A 22,073-nucleotide genomic window follows, 5' to 3' on the forward strand; every position below is an offset into this window, starting at 1 on the left:
AGCTTTAAATTTAATAGGCTATTATCGATCTTTAAAACAAGGATTTAATAAAGATTCTCTCTACTATTATACCGCTTAATCTACGTATTGAACGCTAAAGAATAGCTTTAGAGATTATTATGTATAAAAAAGAATACAACATATAATTGTTCAAATTTTATGGAAAAAAACTATTCGAACTACGACTTAGACAACTTAGATATCCAGATTCTATCCATATTAATGGAAGATGCTTCTATTCCTTATACCGAAATAGCAAAGAAACTTATTGTTTCTGGAGGTACGATCCATGTACGCATGAAAAAAATGGAAGAATTGGGCATCATTCATGGATCTAATTTAATCATAAACCCTCAAAAGGTAGGCTTTGATATCACTGCATTTTTAGGGATTTATTTAGAAAAAGGCTCTCAATATGTAGATGCAGTAGAGCAATTGAGACAGGTGAAAGAAGTCGTTGAATTACACTATTGCACAGGGTCATATAGTATGTTCGCCAAAATAATTTGTAAAGATACAGCACATTTAAGAAAGGTGCTGAATGAAGATATCCAAGGATTAAAAGGTATTCAACGTACCGAAACTATTATCTCTCTAGAAGAGAGTATCAAAAGACAGATTACACTTTAAAAAAGCATATAAAAAAGGCGATTTAAAAAATCGCCTTTTTTATTAAACTATAGCGCAAAAGACCATCATTTTACACCCCCTAAGCAGGGTTTTTTTTGTAACTTTGCGTCGTATGTCGGATATTATTCAATTACTTCCAGATTCAGTTGCAAATCAGATCGCCGCGGGTGAAGTCGTTCAAAGACCTGCGTCAGCTGTTAAAGAACTAATCGAGAATGCTATAGATGCTGGTGCTGATAGAATTAAATTAATTTTAAAAGACGCTGGTAAAACATTAATTCAGGTTATTGACAATGGCTGTGGCATGAGTGTCACGGATGCAAGGATCTGTTTTGAAAGACACGCTACGAGCAAGATTCGTAAAGCTGAGGATCTATTTGCGATTCGCACAATGGGCTTTCGAGGTGAAGCGATGGCTTCCATTGCGGCAATTGCACAAGTAGAACTGAAGACCAAACGTGTAGAAGATGAATTGGGCACAGTTGTACAAATCGAAGGGTCGAAAGTTATCAATCAATTTCCTGAAGCTCTAGCGAATGGCACAAGCATATCTGTAAAAAACTTATTTTACAATATTCCTGCACGCAGAAACTTTTTGAAAAGTAACTCTGTGGAGATGCGCCATATCATCGAAGAATTTCAACGCATTGCTTTAGCATATCCCAATATATTTTTGAGCATGCATAGTGACAACAACGAATTGTTTCATTTATCTGCAGGATCATTAAAACAGCGTATTGTTCATCTTTTTGGTAATAACTACAATCAAAAATTAGTCCCTGTAGAGGAAGAAACCACCATCATCAATATTCAAGGTTTTGTGGGGAAGCCGGAATATGCCAAAAAGACACGTGGGGAGCAATTTTTCTTTGTCAACAAAAGGTTCATCAGAGATCATTACCTCAATCATGCGGTGATGAATGCCTATGAGGAGATTCTTGCGGGGGAGACATTTCCGTTGTATGTACTATTTATCGATATAGACCCTGCAAAGATAGATATCAACGTACATCCTACAAAAACGGAAATCAAATACGAAGATGACAAATCTATATATGCGATATTGCGCTCTGCCGTAAAACGTTCATTAGGAAGATACAATATCACGCCTTCACTAGATTTCGACCAAGAGACTAGTTTTAGTGATATGATCTCTTCCAAACCGTTAGAAGAAATTCAATTTCCTACCATTACTTTCAATCCCAACTTCAACCCTTTTGAAGTCGATGGTGAAGGAAACTCCATAAATAAATACAAAAGTGGCGACAGCTATGCTAGAGGGATCGATCGTAAGATAGGTATTCCCGAAAATTGGGACAGCCTATACCAGATCGCGGAGCAAGAAGAAGCTGTACAGTTGCCTTTGTTACCTGTAGAAGAAATCGAAGCAGACGATGATATAAAAGCAACTGTTGCTGAATCAAGAAAGCTATTCTTTCAGATACATAATCAATATATTGTATCGCAAATACACTCAGGATTAATGCTTATAGATCAGCAAGCAGCACATGAACGCATCCTTTTTGAGCAATATAAAGCACATTTGGATGACAATAAAGGAAGCAGTCAACAAAGTTTATTCCCTAGCACCATAGAGCTATCGTCAGCGGACTTTGAGCTAATGAATGATTTATTGCCTGAATTACGATCATTAGGATTTCAACTACGTCCATTTGGAAAGACTACCTACGTCATCGAAGGTATTCCTGCAGATCTAGGTAATAATGTAAATGAGACTAAAGTAGTCGAGCAACTGCTGGAAGATTTCAAGAATAATAAAGCAGAGCTAAAATTAGATAAAAGAGACAATCTCGCCCGTAGTTTAGCAAAAAGTAGTGCTATAAAAACGGGTACACCATTAGATAATGATTCTATGTCAGACCTTATTGACAGGTTGTTTGCTTGCGAAAGCCCTAACATTTCTATATATGGTAAACCGACAATTATTACTATTACTTTACAAGAATTAATGGATAAATTTGGTAAAATTTAAACGCGAATTATAGATGAATAATTTATTAAACAATCTTTCACCGGTCGTAAAAAACATACTTATAATTTGTGTAATATGTTTTATAGGATCATCATTGGTCAAACCTGCTAACGATTGGTTAGGTGTTTATTACCCAGACTCTGAGTTTTTTCATATTTGGCAACCTATTACCTATATGTTTATGCATGCAGATATAGGTCATATTTTCTTCAATATGTTTGCTTTGGTGATGTTCGGACCTATTATCGAACGTATGTTTGGTTCTAAACGATTTTTAAATTATTATTTGATCTGCGCCCTAGGAGCATTAGTCCTACAATATGGGGTACAAGCCTTTGAAGTATATCAGATTGCAGGAACACCATTTGCGCGCGATTTGATCGCTATCAATCTTGTAGAGAATACAATACAAAGCAATCTTCAGCTTACAGGCGACCAATTGCAGACATTAGGGACTATTTATAGAATCCCTATGGTCGGTGCCTCCGGAGCTATTTTTGGTTTGTTATTAGCGTTTGCTTATTTTTTTCCAAATATGCCCTTGTATTTTATGTTTATCCCTGTGCCTATCAAAGCAAAATATTTTGTAGGTGGTTATATCTTGATCGAAATTTACTTAGGCTTTAATAACAATGGTTCTTCAATTGCGCATTTGGCACACGTAGGAGGAGCATTATTTGGTTATTTATTAATAAAAGCATGGGGAATTAAGAAAGGTTATTATTAAATTTAATACTATATGAAAAATAGTACCTTCAACACATTCGTTCAAAAAACGTATAAATCGTCTTCGGCTATTACTATTATCATCGCGATAACAGTCTTACTATTTATAATAACTAATTTTTTGAGATTAGTTCAGACCGAAGGTACTTTTATTTCAGATTTACAGCTATTAACTAGCTTAAGCCTCCCTCCTTTATTTAGTAGTTTGATTAGTCAACCATGGTCCATTGTCAGTCATCCATTTATTTATACAGATTTCTTTCCCTTACTTTTTGACTGTTTGTGGCTATATTGGATAGGTAATATGTTTCTAAATTTACTCCAGCCAAAGTATTTTTTAGTTGCATTTTTTGGTGGTATATTAGTCGGGGCCATATCTTTTCTCTTGCTGAACAGCATTCCTTTCTTTGGCATCAACAGTATAGAGTGGACTTCTATTTCTTTCGGTATTGCTGCATTATTAGGAAGCCTTCTAATATTGTCCCCAAAGGCAGAATTAAGATTAATGATATTTGGTAATGTCAGCCTAAAGACGATTGCTTTTGTATACCTAGGTATAGAAATAATATTATTTATTAGCAAAAATCAATATGCCACAGCTTTATCTTTTGCCATAGCGACATGCTATGGTCTATTATTTATTAGATCAATGCACAATGGAAAGGATTGGACTACGATATTTAAGAAAAACAAAAAAAGGCATTTAAAGGTTGTATACGGATCGAACAAAAATTATAATATCCCAAAAAATGAACAGCCTGATCAAGAATTGATAGATCAAATACTAGATAAGATCTCTGAAAAAGGGTATGAAAACTTAACAAAACACGAAAAAGAAATACTTTTTAAAGCAAGTAAGAAAAACTGATAATGCAAAGAAGAACCATTCTAAAGGCTAAATTAGGCTATTTCAGTAAAGCAATTTTCACCGCTAATATATTTGCAGCATTAGCCTTGCTATTGAGTTATTCGGCTTCAATTATTGATCCGCAAAAATTTTGGCCAATAGCATTCTTTGGTTTAGCCTATCTTCCAATCTTACTTATCAATATCGGTTTTATCATTTATTGGTTTTTACGTAAAAGAAAATATGCCTTAATTAGTTTAATCACCATTCTATCTGGATGGAACTTGATGAGTAAACATATCAATTTCAAAAATAATAAAGAGAAGATCGTTGTTAAATCAAACGCAAACCTACGCGTTATGAGTTTTAATGTACATATGTTTAAAAAGTACAATAATGACAAAGACAATTTCAGAGAAGAGACACTAGAATTAGTAAAAGCATTAACACCAGATATCATTTGCTTTCAAGAATTTTATAGCCGCATCAAAGGAACCAAACAATTTACAAAAACGCTGAAAAATGCAGGTGATTTTGAGGACTATTATTTCGAGCCTAGCACAAAAAATGACTATGAAGGCTATGGCCAAGCTATTTTTTCAAAAGATCCTATCATCAATTATGGGACGATCCATCATAATAGCTATGGTCTCAATAGAATTATTTATGCTGATATAAAACGTGAAGGAGATACCATAAGGGTATATAATGTCCATCTTCGTTCATTTGCATTACAAGAAGAGGACAAAGAATTTGTCCAGAAAAGCACAACAAATCTACAATCTAGTGATGAAAAAAAAACAAAACGCGTAGGTCGTAAACTAAAACGTGCTTTCTCGAATAGAAGTGATCAAGCGAAATCATTACGAACACATATTGACGAGTGCCCTTATCCATATATAATTATGGGCGACTTTAATGATACGCCCATGTCTTATAGCGTAAATTTAATTTCTGCAGGCATGAACAATGCTTTTTTAGAAAAAGGATTCGGCTGGGGCGTTACCCATTTTGGATTACTTCCGATATTCCAAATTGATTATATTTTTTGTACCAAAGAGATCAAAATAGATAATTATGGTATTATCAATGAGCGATTATCAGACCACTACCCTATTTGGGCAGATTTAACCTATTAATTTAAGAAGCTATATTCATCGGTTTCAAAACATCAATTGCTTTTTCTATGAATGGATCAGTTCTATTTTTAACTTTAAAAAAAGCTTCTCTACCGAAGTAATAGCGAGCAACGATAGCTTCGATATCAGATTGAATTAACCCCAAAAGATCATTTTTCTTTTTCGCAGAAACTGCAATACCTCGTGTATTTAGATAAGATATAAAATCGTTGTATTCTTGTATAGGTAAATGATAACCTTGGATAAAATTCTCTACACTATATGCCGGTGATTTTTTAGTGAATCGTTCATAAACAAATTCTTCTAAATAATTAGATCCTACAATCTCTTGATAAAGCATACTTAATGCATTAGAATCAATCGGCACTATGTAGTCTGGCGTAATACCACCACCACTATATAATTCACGCCCTTCTAAGGTTTTAAATAATTGTCCTTGTACAAAAGCTGTATCCAAAACCCACAATCCACGATACATAGAAGCATAATCTATCATGTTGGACCAATTGGCTTTATATGCGCGCTGTATACTTCTTCCCAAGGGTGTATAATACTGCGCAATACTAAGGTTTATCCTTGAGCCATCGAGAAAATCAAATTGCTCCTGTACGATTCCTTTACCATACGATCTGCGTCCCACAATCGATGCTCGATCCCAATCTTGTACAGCACCGGCTACAACTTCAGATGCAGACGCTGTCCTTCCATTAATTAGAACCACCAATTTACCACTTGCATAATCACCATTGCCTTCAGAGAAGTATTCTCGCTTATCTTCATGCGCCCCTTTGGTAAAAACTAAGAGCTTTTTGTCGCTAAAAAATTCATTTGCTAAGCGAATAGCAATATGAAAATATCCACCTGCATTATCTCTCAAATCTAAGATCAAATTTGTAGCACCCTGCTTTTTCAGCTCTATAAGAGATTGCTTAAAATCTTCAGCTGTCTTCAGGCCAAAACGTCTAATTTTTATATAGCCGACAGTAGGTTGCAAAATATATGCTACGTCAATAGCACTAACACTCACCTGGTCTCTTCTGAGTTTGAATGTTTTAATTATATTATCTGTATTCCGCACAACAAACAAATCTACAGTTGATCCTTTTTTACCACGAATCAATTTTTCTACTGTTTGTAGGGGTGTATTTCTTCCTGACACCACCGTAGTATCAATTTTCAATATTTTATCTCCTACTTTAATGCCTACTTTTTCAGCAGGTCCATTTCGCATAAGCCCCACAACCATTAAAGTATCATTCAAATTATAGTACTCTAAACCGATTCCTTCAAAAGTACCATCCAAGGCTTCAGATTGAGATTTTGAAGCATTAGGCAATAAATAACTTGAATAGGGATCCAAATGTGATACGATATGATTGATAGCCCCATTTTCGAGTGAATCAAGATTTAGGCTATCTACATAGTTATTAACGAGTAAATCGAGTACTTGTTGGACTTTATAAGAATTATCAGATAATCCAATAGGGATTAAAGAATTGCCGGGGCTACTACCTTGTTGATCAACATAATTTTGACCCAAAATCAACCCCAAAAGAAGTGTAGCCGCATAAGTTGCAGCAACAAAAATATTTCTTACTGTTCCTTTTTCCATGGATTTAATTACTACACAAAAGTAAGCAGTAATTTTAACTTCTTAATAATGAAATACAAATATTAACTAACAACAAAATAAGGTTTAATATGTTTAAATAATCAATAAATAATTGCTAATTTTTAAAAAATTACTGATAATGCACGCTATTGAACCTTTTTACAATTGGAGACATGACTACATTTCATCGGAAGATGAAAGATCGCCATTCTACGGAACTCAATATAATGAATTCGAGTTCGATAAACAAGTATATAACTATTTATTACACCCTCAATGGGATGACTTTGGCTCTCAAACGCTATATATAAAAGTCCTATATGCGGATTATGATTTAGGTTATGGGATTATAGAATTTATTGGCGAATGGAATGATGCTATCTACAATGATATCATGGCCTTGAAACGAGAAGTATTAGATGTAATGATCGATGAAGGAATAAATCATTTTATCCTTATTGGCGAAAATGTTCTAAACTTTCACACTTCGGACGATTCCTATTACGAGGAATGGTTTCAAGAAGTAGAAGATGGATGGATCGCTGGTCTTCATTTTAGAGAACATGTAATCGAAGAATTTCAGCAACAGAACATAGATTACTATATTAACTTTGGAGGTTTGCTCAATGAGATTCCATGGCGTACGCTAAAGCCTAAACAGTTATATCATCATGTAAATGAATATATCCAAAAAAGATTAGCCTTATAATATTATAAGTAATTATCAAAATCAGCCCGCCTATAAGCACCTGGTGAAGCGTGATCTCCTTCTTCAAATTCAAGGTTTACTACTTCGATAGAAGAAACTTCTGTTAACGAATACACCAACTCTGCCATAAAAGCGAAGGCGCCTGTAGTACCCATATGATGGGTCAAATAATTAGCGTCTTTTATAGTCAAGAAAATAGTGTCTTGGCCTATTCTCAAAAGATCTAGATGAATAGTACCTTCGTAACGGTTATTAAAATCATTCAGTACGATTTCCGTAGTTAGCTGGCTAGGGATATGATTTTTTATCATGCTGTCATTATTAGCATCATACTCCCACAGCGGAACTTCTAAAGAATCTACATCATTAGTTGTCTGTAATAGAGAATCAGTCACTACCTCTTTTGTTGTTGATGGATCCTGAAAACAAGAATAATTCAGACTTGCAATAAGCAAGCCTATTCCAAGATTAAAAAGATTAAATAGGACTCTCATAGTAGAAAAATTTAGGTTATCAAGTATTAATAAATATAACAAACTTTTAACAATAAAGTTGTATAATGCTTCTTAATCTAAGTTCCTATTCTATTTATTATTCAGTAACTTTGTATAGGAGATCAAGTAGTGGAACACTTGATTATTTAGATTTTTTTATTTTTCAATAAATATTTATGTCATTCAGAATAGAAAAAGATACAATGGGTGAAGTTCAGGTACCAGCAGACAAATACTGGGGTGCACAAACAGAACGTTCACGTAACAACTTCAAAATTGGCCCTTCTGGTTCAATGCCAAAAGAAATCATCGAAGGTTTTGCCTATTTGAAAAAAGCTGCGGCTTATGCTAATCACGAGTTAGGCGTATTACCCGTAGAGAAACGTGATGCTATCGCTACTGTATGTGACGAGATATTAGCGGGTAAATTGGACGACCAATTTCCTTTAGTAATCTGGCAAACGGGTTCGGGTACGCAATCAAACATGAACGTAAACGAAGTAATTGCTAACCGTGCGCAAGTATTAGCAGGTGGCAAAATTGGTGAAGGTGAGCCCGTATTAAAAGCTAATGATGATGTCAATAAATCCCAATCATCAAATGATACCTACCCAACGGGTATGCATATCGCTGCTTTCAAAGCTGTCGTTGAAGTAACTATTCCTGGTGTTGAAAAATTACGCGATACATTGCAACGTAAATCTCAAGAATTTATGAATGTAGTAAAAATCGGTCGTACACACTTAATGGATGCTACTCCATTGACATTAGGTCAAGAATTATCAGGTTATGTAGCACAATTAAACTATGGTATCAAAGCAATAAAAAACACATTAGCCCACTTGTCAGAAGTAGCTTTAGGTGGTACTGCTGTAGGCACAGGTTTAAATACTCCAACAAACTACGATGTTACTGTTGCTAAATATATTGCTGAATTCACAGGTCATCCTTTTGTTACTGCCCCAAATAAATTCGAAGCATTAGCTGCTCACGATGCTATTGTTGAGTCACATGGCGCTTTGAAACAATTAGCGGTTTCGTTAAACAAAATAGCTAATGACATCCGTATGCTAGCTTCAGGTCCTCGTTCGGGTATTGGTGAAATCATCATCCCGGAGAATGAGCCAGGATCTTCAATCATGCCAGGTAAAGTTAATCCTACACAATGTGAAGCGTTAACAATGGTAGCTGCTCAAGTAATGGGTAATGATGTTGCTATCACTATCGGTGGTACACAAGGTCATTACGAATTGAATGTATTCAAACCATTGATGGCTGCTAACTTCTTACAATCAGCACGTTTGATTGGTGATGCATGTATTTCTTTTGAGGAGCACTGTGCTATTGGTATCGAACCTAACTATGCACGCATCAAAGAATTAGTAGACAATTCATTAATGTTGGTAACTGCATTAAACACAAAAATTGGTTATTACAAAGCGGCTGAAATAGCACAAACAGCACATAAAAACAATTCTACGTTGAAAGAAACTGCTATAGCATTAGGATATGTAACAGCGGAAGAATTCGATGAATGGGTAAAACCTGAAGAAATGGTTGGAAGTTTAAAATAAGAGTTTGAGACAACTATTAAATATATCAAAATACTATAAAGCATACCTATTTTCACTAATAGGTATGCTTATAGCTTTATCGAGCTGCCAAAGGCATTCGGAAATGCAAACAGAAGGGGTGCCATTTCTTCAAGGCGTATGGGTTCAAGATAGCATTCCTTATCAAGATCAAATGCTAAACTATACTTTACATCAATTCACCTTTAGATGTGACTCGGTGTATACCGTAATGGATATGCATGCAAAAACCAAAACAATGCCAGATAGTTGTTTTAAGAATGGCAATTGGAAAGAATACGCACAAGGTGTATATGTTCAACGTGGAGATTCGATCATTGTAGAAGGTCTTTATACGAAAGAAAATCAAAAGCAAAAAATTTCAGGCTGTTATAAAAGTGGTCAATATTTGCCGCGTTTCAAACTAAAATACCATTCTGCAGATTCAGTGGTCTTGGAAAGTCAATCAGACTCGAAACCTATCATACTACGCAAAGTAAAAGATATTACGTGTGTTCCCAAGAAACGTTGGGAAATGTAGCATACTAGTCACAATCAAAATTGTGACTTTTTTTATGCTTAAAAAAGTATCCAAAATAATAGTTGAATGGAACTTTAGTCACTACTATTAAATATAGTATGTATATACTACAAGTACTTTTAATCTAAGACTATTTCGTACTTATATTCCCAAAGAAAATACCACGATAAATAAGATTTAGCCGTAAAACTAAAAAAACCGCTAACGCGGTTCTTTTATTAATTTATCAATTTTGAATCAGCAGATGACTTCAAAAGATTCTGTTTCAATTCATTTTCAGTTTGTAACAGCTCTTGCTCTACTACTTTACGTTTTTCTCTACCATCCCGTTGGATTTGCAATACCTGCTCGATGGTCTGAATAATATCGACATTTGCTTTTTTTATTGTCTCAATATCAACAATTCCGCGCTCGGTTTCACGTGCTACATTGATTGTTGACTCTTTTAGCATTTCTGAATTTCTACGTAACAATTCATTAGTGGCATCCGTTACTGCCTTTTGTGCTTCCAATGCGCGTTGTGCATTCGCGATACCCAATGTTAATACCATTTGATTTTTCCATAGTGGCAAGGTATTGACAATACTAGATTGGATTTTCTCCATCAAAGAGCTGCTATTACTTTGGATCATACGGATCTGAGGCGCCGTTTGCAGTACAACCATTCGTGTAAGCTTTAAGTCGTGAATCTTACGCTCAAAACGCACGACATGTTGCTCCATATCCTTGTAGGTTTGAATCTTGTGTTGATCACCAGATTCTTCCGCTTCCTTACGCATTTGGGGCAATGTAACTGTAAGAACCTCTTGCAATTTTTCCTCCCCTGCCGCAATGTGAAGAGACAATTCTTTAAAATAATTTTGATTCTCTACGAATAGCTTATCAAAAATAGTCACATCCTTTAGCAACGTTTTATAATGACCCTCAAGCTTTAACTCTATCTGATGGATATTCTTTTCTACAGAAGCATACTCCGTACGCAATCGCTGTACTTTTTTCTTTAATGTATCAAAGAAAGGAATAAGAGGCTTTTTGTTAATATTTTCATCAAAAGAACGTATATCAGAACGTAGATTTAATAAAATCTCTTCGGCTCCTCCCATATCTTTAGTACGGACTTGCTTCAAAATCTCATTAGAAAAATTGCTCACTTTGGTTTGACTAGCCACACCATATTGAATAATATCTGTTGTAGACGTCAAGTTGATATTATCTTTATATTGTTGTATTAAAGCTTTTTCTTCAGGTGTAAAATTCACTTGAATCTCTTGACTCTTGTCCTTTTCACTTCCTTCTGTCGTCGTAAGATCTATTGTAGACATATTTTATCGTTTAATCTTTTAATAAATTTTTATTTTTCAACGTTTGAAGGTAGACATCCGATTCGGCGGACACATCTAACAAACGATTTTTTATTAAGGTAGTCACATCCAATTCTATTGCTTCTGTTGCTCTTGATAGTACATTAGCAAGTTTTTCTTTAGATTCAGCAGTGATTTTATTATTTAATTTAGTGCTTTGTAAATCATAATATTCTCTAGCAAGATTGACAACAGTACCATGTCGTACTAAGAATTTTTCGGCTTCCATAATATCGCGTTGTTCGACCAAATGGAAAAGACGAATTATCTTATCCAAATTGTATTGGATACTTTTGTTGTCAATTTCCTTTTTATAATAAAGTAATTTATTCACAAAAGATTGTGGCGTTTCCATTTCTACTTGTGCTAATGCTAATCGACGTTGGTCTTCTAAAGTAGAAATCCATGTTAGTTCCCTTACCTCGCCTTGTTCCAATCGTCTCAAATAAGGTTTTGATTGACTCAACAATAAGCCATTACCAACAATATAGGAGCCAAAGAAGCCAATAAGCGTAAAAAATAATCCCTGTGATACAGTCCCGACAAAAATAAAAAGAGAATAAAATAAGGCTACTTGCACGGCCAATAGTAACCATGATAAAGCAAACCAAGAACGCACCTTACTTTTGGAAGCTTGTGCCATCATCACAAATGGATGTATAGGAAACGGCACTAACAAAATAGATGCAAAAGTCCATTTCAATTGACTTAATTCCCACCGTCTACTATTTTTAGTTACCCAACCCATTTTTCATATTATTAATTTACTCCTAAATTATCAAAAATAAAACCAACTCTAATATATTTTTACACTAATCCACAAGTTAAGCGTAGAAAACATATTTTTACAATATGGTAGAAAAAAATATTTATATAAGCTATTTGCGTGTTATAGCCACCATTTTTGTAGTTTTAATACATGCTTCTACAGGCTTCTTAAATCACTTTGATAGCTACTCCTTCAATTGGAATTACGCCAATTGGATCAATGCCGCCACACGATGTGCCGTTCCATTATTTGTCGCGCTTTCTGGTGCTTTGTTACTATCGAAAGAAGAAAATACATTGATTTTTTACAAAAAGAGATTTCCAAAAATTCTATATCCTTTTGCCTTTTGGACGCTGATCTATCTGATATATTACTTCTACAGGTATACAAATTTCACAGCACTACCCATATCACAAGTGTTGAATATCGCTCGAGATAAAGTCTTACATGGCGCTAATGCACATTTATGGTACGTATATATGATTGTAGGATTATATTTTACGATACCATTTCTAAAAAAAATAATCCTACTAGCAAGTATGCGAGAAATAGAAATATTCTTAGTACTCTGGTTCTTATCTATGTTTGTAAATTACAAAATATTCTATGACTACGTTCCCAAGATAGATTTAACATTCTTCTCTGGCTATGTTGGTTATCTGGTATTAGGGTATTATTTAAGCAAAAAAACAATCTCTTTACCACGAAGTATTCCATATATAGCCTATTTCCTTGTCATTCTATTTACAGGTTATATCACCTGGTATCTTAGTGCTAAGATTCACAAATTAGATCCTATCTACTACAATTATAATTTTTTTAATACCGCATTGGCTACAGCCTTTTTATTCTTGGCCTTAAAAATCACATGTGCAGACAAACATACAATGCCAAAATGGGTTACATTAATTGATCAATATAGCTTCAGTATCTACTTGATTCATATCCTCCCATTAAACTATATCCATCCATGGATATCCAAATACATGGATACGGTATATGTGATACCTGTCGCCACAGTCCTTTCTATAGCAGCTTCTATGATTATAGCCTATATTATTCGTCTTATCCCTGGCGGGAAATACATCAGTGGATAATAAAAAAGACCTTCGTTTTGGGAAGGTCTTTGATTATATTGTAAAATACTATGCTAGATTAGAAAGGTAAATCATCGTCAGCTCCTGCTGATGAGATATCTACTGGTGCAGGCATATCTGCAAAGCCAGGAGTTGGTGCTGCAGCAGCAGTATTCGCCAATTTAGTCACTCTCCAAGCTACTATAGAATTGAAGTAAGTCGTTACACCTTCTTTATTTGTCCAAGGACGGCCACGAAGATTGAAAGATATTTCGATCTCTTCACCGATTGACAAATTATCAAAAATGTTTACTCTATCTTGGGTTGCTTCAAAACGAATATATTCAACAAACTGCGGATTTTCAGCGTAAGCTACGATCAAATCTCTTTTTTTGAATGTATCTGTAACATTTTGTGTGGCACCTATTTCGTGTACTTTTCCTCTTAATTCCATATTAAAAATATTAAACCGTAAAAATACATATTTTTTGCGTTCTAGAATAGTTAACTTTGCATAAATATGAAGGAAGTTTTCAACACAGCAAGTAAAGTAATCGTGACCTGCAATAGACGCTTGTCACCATATCTTCAGGAAGAAGTTGTAGCCTTAGGCTTTGAAATAAAACGTGCATTCAACACGGGAGTGGAATTGTATGCGACAGTAAATGAGTGTATCAAGCTTAATCTAAATTTGCGTACTGCAAGTCAAGTATTATATGAAGTAGGTGCATTCAGAGCAGCAGACCCAAAAGAGTTATACGAACAATTAGTGAAAATAGAATGGGAAAAAGTAATTCCTTTTGATGGTTATTTCACGGTAACTTCTACGGTACATAACGAACATATCTTGACGCCATTGTTTGCCAATGTAAAAGTTAAAGATGCTATCGTAGACCGTATCAAAGAAGTAAAAGGGGTTCGTCCAGACTCCGGTCCAGACTTACATAAAACGGCAGTACACCTACACTGGATGGAAGATCGTGCGGAGATTTTCTTAGATACTTCGGGCGAAACGTTAGCAAAACACGGCTACCGTAAGCACCCTGGTAAAGCACCCATGCTGGAGGCCTTAGCTACATCTACGATCATGGCTACAAAATGGGATGGTAAATCTCCATTTATAAATCCGATGTGTGGTTCGGGAACGCTAGCTATTGAGGCAGCATTGATCGCACAGAAACGTATGCCAGGATTACAACGTATGAATTATGCATTCATGCACTTCATCGGTTATGATGAAGAAGTATTCTTTGAGGATAGAAGATATATAAAAGACATCGCTGACAAGCATAACATTCCAAAAATCGTAGCTTCAGATATTTCAGAAGAAGCAATAGAAATCGCTAAGATGAATGCAAGAACAGCAGGTGTTGAGCATTTGATAGATTTTGAGGTTTGTGATTTTGAGGACACAACAATACCCGAAGAACATGGTGTGATCATGTTTAACCCTGAATATGGGGAACGTCTAGGTACTCATAGCAAACTAGAAGTTACCTATAAACGTATGGGTGATTTTATGAAACAAAAATGTAAAGGTTATAGAGGCTATGTATTTACGGGAAATCCGGATTTAGCAAAAAAAATAGGGCTACAAGCATCGCGTAGATTTGAATTTTTCAACGGTAAATTAGATTGTCGTTTGTTACAATACGAATTATACGACGGTAAAAAAAGTTAGAAATATAATACCATTTAACACAAAAAGCTAATATAGATATCTATATTAGCTTTTTGCATTTACACATATGACACACATAGAAAAAACAGCTGCATTTGTCCAAGAAATGCTAGAAGGAGCAGAATCAGGACACGATTGGTGGCATATATTACGTGTTTGGAATAATACCAAACTGATTTTAGAGACAGAATCTGCAGATAGATTAGTTTGCGAATTGACCGCATTGCTACACGATATTGCGGATAGCAAATTTAATGGAGGAGATGAGACTATCGGTCCACGTATAGCAGGTGAATTTTTGTCGCGTATAGGTGTAGATCCACTTACGATTGAGCATGTTCAAAACATCATCTTGAATATGTCCTATAAAGCATCTTTAGGCGAAGTAAAATTCCATTCTAAAGAGTTAGCTATCGTCCAAGATGCAGACCGCTTAGATGCTATTGGCGCCATAGGTATTGCGCGAGCATTCAATTATGGAGGCTTCAAAAACCGAGAGATATACAACCCTACAATTCCAGTATTAGAAAACCAAAGCAAGGAAGCATATAAAAATACAACAGCTCCCACTATCAATCATTTCTATGAGAAATTGCTGTTACTAAAAGATAAAATGAATACGCCTACAGCCAAAGAAATAGCAGCCCAAAGGCATCAATACATGGAAGACTTCTTAGCCCAATTTTATGGCGAATGGAATGGCGAGCGATAATTAATTATCGCTTTCTTGTATTACTACAAAAAGTAGAGGCGCACTAATGCAACAATTCTATGATAAACCATTAATATTAAAATAAATTAACTCTAATTTCATATTAGATACTTAAATTAGATATCAATATGAAAACTACCTATTTAAGCTTAATTATCCTTGTCTTAGCCTTCCTACAACTAGATAGCAAAGCACAAAACAAGGATTCATTACATATTGTCAATCACCGCTGGGAAGAATCGACCCTTCGAGAAGGAGTTACTTGGAAAAAGGGACATTTTAAAGGACTATTTAATAGTAACCAGATAATCAATATCATAGAAATTGAGCTAAATAAAAAAAACCTCCAAAAATTAGGTCTAGAAGGACTACCCAATAGTAGAAGAAAGACATCTACACTCGCTGATAGCCTTCATGCTTTAGTTGCCATAAATGGTGGTTTCTTTGATATGAAAAATGGTGGTGCTGTTGATTATATTAAGGTGAATAATAAAGTTATCAATTATACCCGTACCAAATCAGCTAGAGCAAATGCGTATTTAGCATTTGATGAGCATAATTTGCGCATTAGCCCCGATTCTATTGCTGTCATTCCATTCAAAAATGTATTATTAGCAGGCCCCTACTTATTAGAAGATGGCAAAAATATACAATTGGGTAAAGACGCTTTTAATAATAATCGTCATCCACGTACTGCGGTAGCCCTAAAAAACCATAAACTAATCCTTTTGACAGCGGATGGACGTAATGCCAATGCTGAAGGACTTAGCCTCCACGAACTAGCCGATATATTCCGTTGGTATGGCTGCAGCACAGCCATGAATTTGGATGGTGGCGGTAGTACTGCTATGTACATAAAAGACCAACCTGCACATGGTATTGTTAATTATCCCTCAGACAATAAGCAATTTGACCATCTTGGCGAAAGAACAGTTTCAAATATCATCTATTTAAAATAACCTAAACAATGAAAAAAATTTTAAGTACACTATTTATTTTGTCTATGATTACATTATCGTATGCACAAAAAACTCAAATTGTAGCCCATCGAGGTGCTTGGAAAAACACTGAAGTACCCCAAAATTCCATCGCAGCACTTGAAGAAGCAATTAAAGGTAAATACTGGGGATCAGAATTTGATGTCTGCTTGACCAAAGATGATGTCTTAATAGTTAATCATGACAATGACTTTAATGGTGTTGATGTCGCTACAACAGATTACAAAACATTGAGTCAACAGAAACTCAGCAACGGTGAAAAGCTTCCCACTGCTGAGGAATATATGCGCGTAGGAATCAAGCAGAAAAAGACTAAAATGGTTTATGAAATAAAATCTAGTAAGTTAGGTTTAGAAAGAACGCTGAAAGCGGCAGAACTTTCATACAACCTAGTGAGAGATTTAAAAGCACTTAATCAAACTGTATTTATTGCCTTCAGTTATGATGCCTGCCTTCATTTAAGAAAATTAGATAAAAAAGTAAAAATTCAATATCTAGGAAGTGACAAGACGCCTCAAGAATTATTTAACAATGGTATTTATGGTATTGATTTCAATTTTAAGGTCTTTAAAAACAACCCTTCATATATAAAAGAGGCTAAATCAAAGAAAATGGAGATCAATGTCTGGACTGTAAATGATAAAGAATCAATGGAATACTTTATCAATGAAAAAGTAGACTTTATAACCACAGATGAACCTGAATTATTAAAACAAATATTAACAAAATGAGATATCTAACATTATCACTGCTTGCGCTTTTATATAGCTTAAACATAGTAGCTCAACAATTTAATGTTGCGACGTTTAACATACGTCAAAAAAATAATAGCGATATCGGCAACATGTGGGACGATCGAAAAAATGCCGTTACCAACCTTATTAAATTTCATGAATTTGATATTTTCGGAATTCAAGAGGGCTTTATTGAACAATTAAATGATATGCAAGCAAACCTTCCAGATTTTTCATATATCGGAGTTGGCCGAGATGATGGCAAACAAAAAGGAGAGTATTCGGCTATATTTTACAATAAAAATAGATATACCGTGCTTAATAGCGGCACTTTTTGGCTTTCTGAAACTGATATTACGACACCAAATAAAGGATGGGATGCCGCATTGCCACGTATCTGTACATGGGGAATATTTAAAGACCGTAAAAATGGTAAGAAATTTATCTTCATGAATACACATTTTGATCATATCGGCGTAGTTGCACGCAAAGAAAGTGCTAAATTGATTCTTCAAAAAGCAAAGGAATTTGCTAAAGATTTACCTTTGATATTGACGGGAGATTTTAATGTTAATCAACAAGATGAAGCTTATCTAACTTTAGCAAATAGTGGAGTAGTACAAGATGTTTATAATTTAACAGCATTTAAATATGAACCCAATTCAACATTCAATGGATGGGGAAAAACAATTAAAGAATCTGGATTAATAGACCATATCTTTGTTACAAAGCCATTTAAAGTTCGGAAATTTGGAATCCTAACGGATACCTACATGGGAAAATTTCCTTCGGATCATTTCCCTGTATTTGCAGAATTATTGTGGTAAGCGATGTTTATTCAATTATATAAATAGAGCATATTATCTATATCTTCAACGAAAAGATATTATCTAACAGAGCGAAGAGAGTGGGCCAATATATTGACAATATATTGGCCCATTTAATGACAGAATACGAGGCATTGCCTTTAACAAGAAACAAAGTAATCGTAAATATAAACGCTTATCTCCCCCAAAAGGTAATACCTAGATTATCCCTATTATTAGCTAACGAAGCGTTAAAAATTAGCTATAATATCAATAGATCACGATCTACAGCTATAGTGCACAAAGTATCAACTTCTCTTATTCTTTACAAAAAAGATACTTTCCTCCGAATATTCTTTTTTAAATTTGTGTGAAGAACAATTTGTTAACAAATGGATAAATCAACAATAAATAATATAGATAATTTTCAAGTTGCAGATCGCTTTATGCGTTATGTACAAATTGATACACAGTCAGATGTAAATTCTGTAACATTTCCATCAACGGACAAACAATTAAATCTAAGTAGGCTATTGCTTGAAGAGCTATTGGAATTGGGTATTGAAGATGCACAATTGGATGAAAATGGGTACGTATATGCTACTATTCCTTCTAATAGTGATAAAAAAGTCCCTGTTATCTGTTTTTGCTCACATGTTGACACCTCACCAGACTGCTCAGGAACAAATGTAAAACCTATTGTACATAGCAACTACCAAGGTCAAGATATCATTTTACCAGATGACAATTCGATTATCATCAAATACAATGAACATAGAGACCTAGCCGATCAAATAGGAAATGATATCATCACTGCATCAGGAACTACGCTATTGGGGGCTGATGATAAAGCTGGTGTAGCAGAAATAATGGATGCCGCACGTATACTTATGAGTAATCCTGCGATCAAGCATGGTGATATCAAGATTTTATTTACACCAGATGAAGAAATAGGCAGAGGGGTTGATTTTGTAAATTTAGAGAAATTAGGTGCTCAGTTTGCTTATACTATGGATGGCGAAAAAGCAGGAACTATTGAAGATGAAACCTTTTCTGCAGATGCAGCAAAAGTAACGATTCATGGTGTATCTGTGCATCCAGGCTTTGCTAAAAACAAAATGCAAAGTGCAATCAAAATTGCAGCTAAAATAGTGGATTCACTTCCTACCGAAAGACTTTCCCCAGAAAGTACATCAGGCAAAGAAGGTTTTGTACACCCTACCGGAATAGCAGGATCTGTAGAAAAAGCAACAATAGATTTTATTATCCGTGATCACGCTACAGCAAATTTAGCAAAGCATGAGCATGAATTGGAAGAACTTGTCAAAGCTGTTGTTACACAATATCCAAATGTTACCTATACTTTTGAGACAAAAGAACAATACCGCAATATGAAAGAAATACTAGACCAATACCCACAAATAATGGCTATTGGACTGGAAGCAATCGAACGTGCAGGTATGAAAGCAGAACAACGCAGTATCCGTGGTGGTACAGATGGTTCTAGACTATCTTTCATGGGTCTTCCATGTCCTAATGTTTTTGCGGGAGGACATGCATTCCATGGTAAGATGGAATGGGTTAGTAAACAAGATATGGAGAAAGCGGTAAAGACAATTCTTCATATTGCTACACTATGGGAAGAAAAAGCTTAATATTTAGTACCTTTAATCCTAAAATAAATTAAATGGCAAACGACATTTTAAATGCAATCCACTACCGTAGAACGGTTAATCAAAACAGTTTTACGGATCAAGATATAACTAAAGAAGATATCTTAACGATTTTAAATGCAGCAAATGCTGCTCCTACACACAAACGTACACAACCATGGCGATTTGTAATTTTTCGTAATGAAGGATTAGAAAGATTGGGTGCTGAGTTAGGACGTATTTATAAGAATATTACACCTTCTGAGAAATATAGTGAAGCCACAGAAATAAATATGGCTAAGAAAGCAACTACATCAAATGTAGCTATTGCTATCGTTGTTAACTACACCGGAGATCTTCCAGAATGGGAAGAACTTGCAGCGACATCTTGTGCAGTTCAAAACTTATGGTTAGCCGCTCATTCTATTAACATTGGTGGTTACTGGGCAACTCCAGGTTTAATCCATCACTTAGGAGGATTCTTAAATCTCGAAGAAAACCAAAAATGTATCGGTTTATTCTATTTAGGACATCACAATGCTGAACCTCGCGAGCCAGCACGCTCTCCTATAGAGGATAAAATCCGTTGGGAAGAATAATTCCGCATTTTAACAACAACAATAAAAGGCCTACAGAATTGCAGGCCTTTTATTTTTAACTCCCCCAAGAAGAGAGAATATTTTTCAAATGGTATATGTTGATGCAATATTACATAGGATTCAACCATTTAAAAATACCTACAAGTCGGTATTTCTTGTAAAGAAAAAATACCAAAAAAGGATGTTCTCAATAACATTATAAACTTATTTGATATATTTTTACACTAAAATGAGCTTTTTGACCATTCCAGGTAATGCTATTCCTTATCAGATCAACGAGCTCTTTATCATTATCAAAATCAGCACCAGAAATAATGATATTATTCGCTTTTTTTGAAGCATCTACGTCAAAACGAATATCCAATGTTCCTTTATAATTTTGATGATTAGCATATTTAGTATTTAATACTTCATAAAACTTTTCCCATCCTCCGACAGGGAATACATCATTCTGATCCGTTAATGGCATTACATCGTATTCGTATAGTGCATCAGTAATCAAAACTTCTTTCAAATCTGTCTTATTATGATTGGGAATATATCTTATTAGCAATAAAGTACAAACCGTAATAAACATCACTCCTGCGGCCATACCAATCGCCAATCGCTGCCAATTGTAAAAGCGTTTGTGCTGGCTAGAAGAATGTTGCTCGACACGTGTTGCCAATCGCTGTTGCAATAAACTTAATTGCTTGGCATCAACCCCATTTTGCATTCTATACCCATCAATAGCATCTTGTAAAAAAGGATCTTCCAAAGCTTCACGTTCCAAGGTATACATATCCTCCTTAGACATCAAGCCATTGACATAGTTATGAATACGTGATAATTGATAATTATTCTCCATTTTTCTTACTTTCCATACAGATCCTAAGGTTACGCTTACCATTTTGAATGGCACTTTTTACCTTATTCAAATCCAAACCAGTTTCTTCTGAAATATCCTTATAACACTGTTGGTTCAAATAGAACAATCGAACACAAACCTCTTGCTCTTTATTCAAGGTTTGCATGCACAGTTCCAATTTATGAAAATGCTGCTCTTGCCAACGTGAATCATTTATATCATTTAATTTCTGTTCACTTTCATACATAAAGTGATCAAGATCTACATACTGCTGTTTTTTGTCTTTACGAAGTTGCATCAGGCAATAATTCTTAGCATAGACATACAGCCAACTTTTGAAATTATCAACCTCATGAATCCGTAACTTGACAATCAGTTCTTCAAAAATTTGCATTACCGCATCATTACTTCGGTCTACGTCTTGTAGATATTTATAACAAACACCATACAATAAAGACATGTAAGGAGCATATACCTTTCCCAAAGATTCTAAATTTCCAGAGACCTTATACTGAAGTAATAACTCCTTTTCACTCATAAACGGAATATTTCAATTATATGATGCATTAGTTGTCG

23 protein-coding genes are annotated in these 22,073 nt (G+C 34.8%); 16 read left to right on the forward strand and 7 right to left on the reverse strand.

Annotation, left to right across the window (positions count from 1 at the left end; genetic code table 11):
- Nucleotides 1-159: 159 nt before the first annotated feature.
- The 5 genes from IP023_RS03170 to IP023_RS03190 all read left to right on the forward strand — a co-directional run bounded on the left by IP023_RS03170 (nucleotide 160) and on the right by IP023_RS03190 (nucleotide 5,335).
- The gene (locus IP023_RS03170) at nucleotides 160-630 is read left to right on the forward strand and encodes an Lrp/AsnC ligand binding domain-containing protein (protein WP_241788802.1); all 471 of its coding nucleotides are present in this window, start codon (nucleotides 160-162) and stop codon (nucleotides 628-630) included.
- 112 nt (nucleotides 631-742) lie between these two features.
- Nucleotides 743-2,623, forward strand: a complete 1,881-nt coding sequence (gene mutL, locus IP023_RS03175; RefSeq protein ID WP_241788803.1) for a DNA mismatch repair endonuclease MutL — start codon at nucleotides 743-745, stop codon at nucleotides 2,621-2,623.
- A 13-nt stretch (nucleotides 2,624-2,636) separates the two neighbouring features.
- On the forward strand, nucleotides 2,637-3,350 hold the full coding sequence (locus IP023_RS03180; protein ID WP_241788804.1) for a rhomboid family intramembrane serine protease: 714 nt from the start codon (nucleotides 2,637-2,639) through the stop codon (nucleotides 3,348-3,350).
- Nucleotides 3,351-3,362: 12 nt separating this feature from the next.
- Nucleotides 3,363-4,217, forward strand: a complete 855-nt coding sequence (locus IP023_RS03185) for a rhomboid family intramembrane serine protease (protein WP_241788805.1) — start codon at nucleotides 3,363-3,365, stop codon at nucleotides 4,215-4,217.
- A 2-nt stretch (nucleotides 4,218-4,219) separates the two neighbouring features.
- Complete coding sequence (locus tag IP023_RS03190) at nucleotides 4,220-5,335, forward strand: endonuclease/exonuclease/phosphatase family protein (protein WP_241788806.1); 1,116 nt, start codon at nucleotides 4,220-4,222, stop codon at nucleotides 5,333-5,335.
- 1 nt (nucleotide 5,336) lies between these two features.
- Here the strand turns inward: IP023_RS03190 and IP023_RS03195 are convergent, their stop codons facing one another.
- Nucleotides 5,337-6,947, reverse strand: a complete 1,611-nt coding sequence (locus tag IP023_RS03195) for a S41 family peptidase (RefSeq protein ID WP_241788807.1) — start codon at nucleotides 6,945-6,947, stop codon at nucleotides 5,337-5,339.
- Between the two features lie 139 nt (nucleotides 6,948-7,086).
- Here IP023_RS03195 and IP023_RS03200 point away from each other — a divergent pair, with 139 nt between their 5' ends.
- Entirely contained in the window at nucleotides 7,087-7,656 is a 570-nt protein-coding gene (locus IP023_RS03200; RefSeq protein WP_241788808.1) for a hypothetical protein, read from the forward strand.
- A gap of 2 nt (nucleotides 7,657-7,658) precedes the next feature.
- Here IP023_RS03200 and IP023_RS03205 read toward each other — a convergent pair whose 3' ends face one another.
- Nucleotides 7,659-8,150 carry a hypothetical protein gene (locus tag IP023_RS03205; RefSeq protein ID WP_241788809.1) on the reverse strand — a complete coding sequence of 164 codons (492 nt, stop codon included), beginning with the start codon at nucleotides 8,148-8,150 and terminating at the stop codon, nucleotides 7,659-7,661.
- Nucleotides 8,151-8,326: 176 nt separating this feature from the next.
- Between IP023_RS03205 and fumC the strand changes: the two genes are divergently transcribed.
- Both fumC and IP023_RS03215 read left to right on the forward strand, forming a co-directional pair.
- The gene (gene fumC, locus IP023_RS03210; protein ID WP_241788810.1) at nucleotides 8,327-9,724 is read left to right on the forward strand and encodes a class II fumarate hydratase; all 1,398 of its coding nucleotides are present in this window, start codon (nucleotides 8,327-8,329) and stop codon (nucleotides 9,722-9,724) included.
- Nucleotides 9,725-9,827: 103 nt separating this feature from the next.
- Entirely contained in the window at nucleotides 9,828-10,262 is a 435-nt protein-coding gene (locus IP023_RS03215; RefSeq protein ID WP_241788811.1) for a fumarate hydratase, read from the forward strand.
- Between the two features lie 218 nt (nucleotides 10,263-10,480).
- Here the strand turns inward: IP023_RS03215 and IP023_RS03220 are convergent, their stop codons facing one another.
- On the reverse strand, nucleotides 10,481-11,584 hold the full coding sequence (locus tag IP023_RS03220; protein ID WP_241788812.1) for a toxic anion resistance protein: 1,104 nt from the start codon (nucleotides 11,582-11,584) through the stop codon (nucleotides 10,481-10,483).
- A gap of 10 nt (nucleotides 11,585-11,594) precedes the next feature.
- Complete coding sequence (locus tag IP023_RS03225; protein ID WP_241788813.1) at nucleotides 11,595-12,371, reverse strand: hypothetical protein; 777 nt, start codon at nucleotides 12,369-12,371, stop codon at nucleotides 11,595-11,597.
- 104 nt (nucleotides 12,372-12,475) lie between these two features.
- Between IP023_RS03225 and IP023_RS03230 the strand changes: the two genes are divergently transcribed.
- Nucleotides 12,476-13,489 carry an acyltransferase gene (locus tag IP023_RS03230; RefSeq protein ID WP_241788814.1) on the forward strand — a complete coding sequence of 338 codons (1,014 nt, stop codon included), beginning with the start codon at nucleotides 12,476-12,478 and terminating at the stop codon, nucleotides 13,487-13,489.
- A 58-nt stretch (nucleotides 13,490-13,547) separates the two neighbouring features.
- Here the strand turns inward: IP023_RS03230 and IP023_RS03235 are convergent, their stop codons facing one another.
- A complete protein-coding gene (locus IP023_RS03235) occupies nucleotides 13,548-13,922 on the reverse strand; it encodes a DUF3127 domain-containing protein (RefSeq protein WP_241788815.1) in 375 nt (124 codons plus the stop codon).
- A 66-nt stretch (nucleotides 13,923-13,988) separates the two neighbouring features.
- On the opposite strand from IP023_RS03235, the gene IP023_RS03240 reads away from it, so the two are divergent.
- From IP023_RS03240 to IP023_RS03270, 7 genes are all read left to right on the forward strand, one after another.
- A complete protein-coding gene (locus IP023_RS03240; protein ID WP_241788816.1) occupies nucleotides 13,989-15,149 on the forward strand; it encodes a THUMP domain-containing class I SAM-dependent RNA methyltransferase in 1,161 nt (386 codons plus the stop codon).
- Between the two features lie 67 nt (nucleotides 15,150-15,216).
- Complete coding sequence (locus IP023_RS03245) at nucleotides 15,217-15,861, forward strand: HD domain-containing protein (RefSeq protein WP_241788817.1); 645 nt, start codon at nucleotides 15,217-15,219, stop codon at nucleotides 15,859-15,861.
- Nucleotides 15,862-15,989: 128 nt separating this feature from the next.
- Entirely contained in the window at nucleotides 15,990-16,820 is an 831-nt protein-coding gene (locus IP023_RS03250) for a phosphodiester glycosidase family protein (RefSeq protein ID WP_241788818.1), read from the forward strand.
- A 44-nt stretch (nucleotides 16,821-16,864) separates the two neighbouring features.
- Nucleotides 16,865-17,590, forward strand: a complete 726-nt coding sequence (locus tag IP023_RS03255) for a glycerophosphodiester phosphodiesterase family protein (RefSeq protein ID WP_241788819.1) — start codon at nucleotides 16,865-16,867, stop codon at nucleotides 17,588-17,590.
- Nucleotides 17,587-18,420, forward strand: a complete 834-nt coding sequence (locus tag IP023_RS03260; RefSeq protein WP_241788820.1) for an endonuclease/exonuclease/phosphatase family protein — start codon at nucleotides 17,587-17,589, stop codon at nucleotides 18,418-18,420. The genes IP023_RS03255 and IP023_RS03260 overlap by 4 nt, the downstream gene beginning before the upstream one ends.
- A gap of 371 nt (nucleotides 18,421-18,791) precedes the next feature.
- Entirely contained in the window at nucleotides 18,792-20,054 is a 1,263-nt protein-coding gene (gene pepT / locus IP023_RS03265; protein ID WP_241788821.1) for a peptidase T, read from the forward strand.
- Between the two features lie 32 nt (nucleotides 20,055-20,086).
- Entirely contained in the window at nucleotides 20,087-20,650 is a 564-nt protein-coding gene (locus tag IP023_RS03270) for a nitroreductase family protein (protein ID WP_241788822.1), read from the forward strand.
- A gap of 196 nt (nucleotides 20,651-20,846) precedes the next feature.
- On the opposite strand, the gene IP023_RS03275 is transcribed toward IP023_RS03270, so the two are convergent.
- Both IP023_RS03275 and IP023_RS03280 read right to left on the reverse strand, forming a co-directional pair.
- Nucleotides 20,847-21,497 (reverse strand): hypothetical protein, encoded by a 651-nt coding sequence (locus IP023_RS03275; RefSeq protein ID WP_241788823.1) that lies wholly within the window; start codon nucleotides 21,495-21,497, stop codon nucleotides 20,847-20,849.
- Nucleotides 21,487-22,035, reverse strand: coding sequence for an RNA polymerase sigma factor (locus tag IP023_RS03280; protein ID WP_241788824.1), 549 nt, complete (start codon nucleotides 22,033-22,035; stop codon nucleotides 21,487-21,489). Before IP023_RS03280 ends, IP023_RS03275 begins: the two co-directional genes overlap by 11 nt.
- Between the last annotated feature and the right edge of the window lie 38 nt (nucleotides 22,036-22,073).

It is taken from the genome of Sphingobacterium rhinopitheci, from assembly GCF_022627575.1.
GTDB lineage: Bacteria > Bacteroidota > Bacteroidia > Sphingobacteriales > Sphingobacteriaceae > Sphingobacterium > Sphingobacterium rhinopitheci.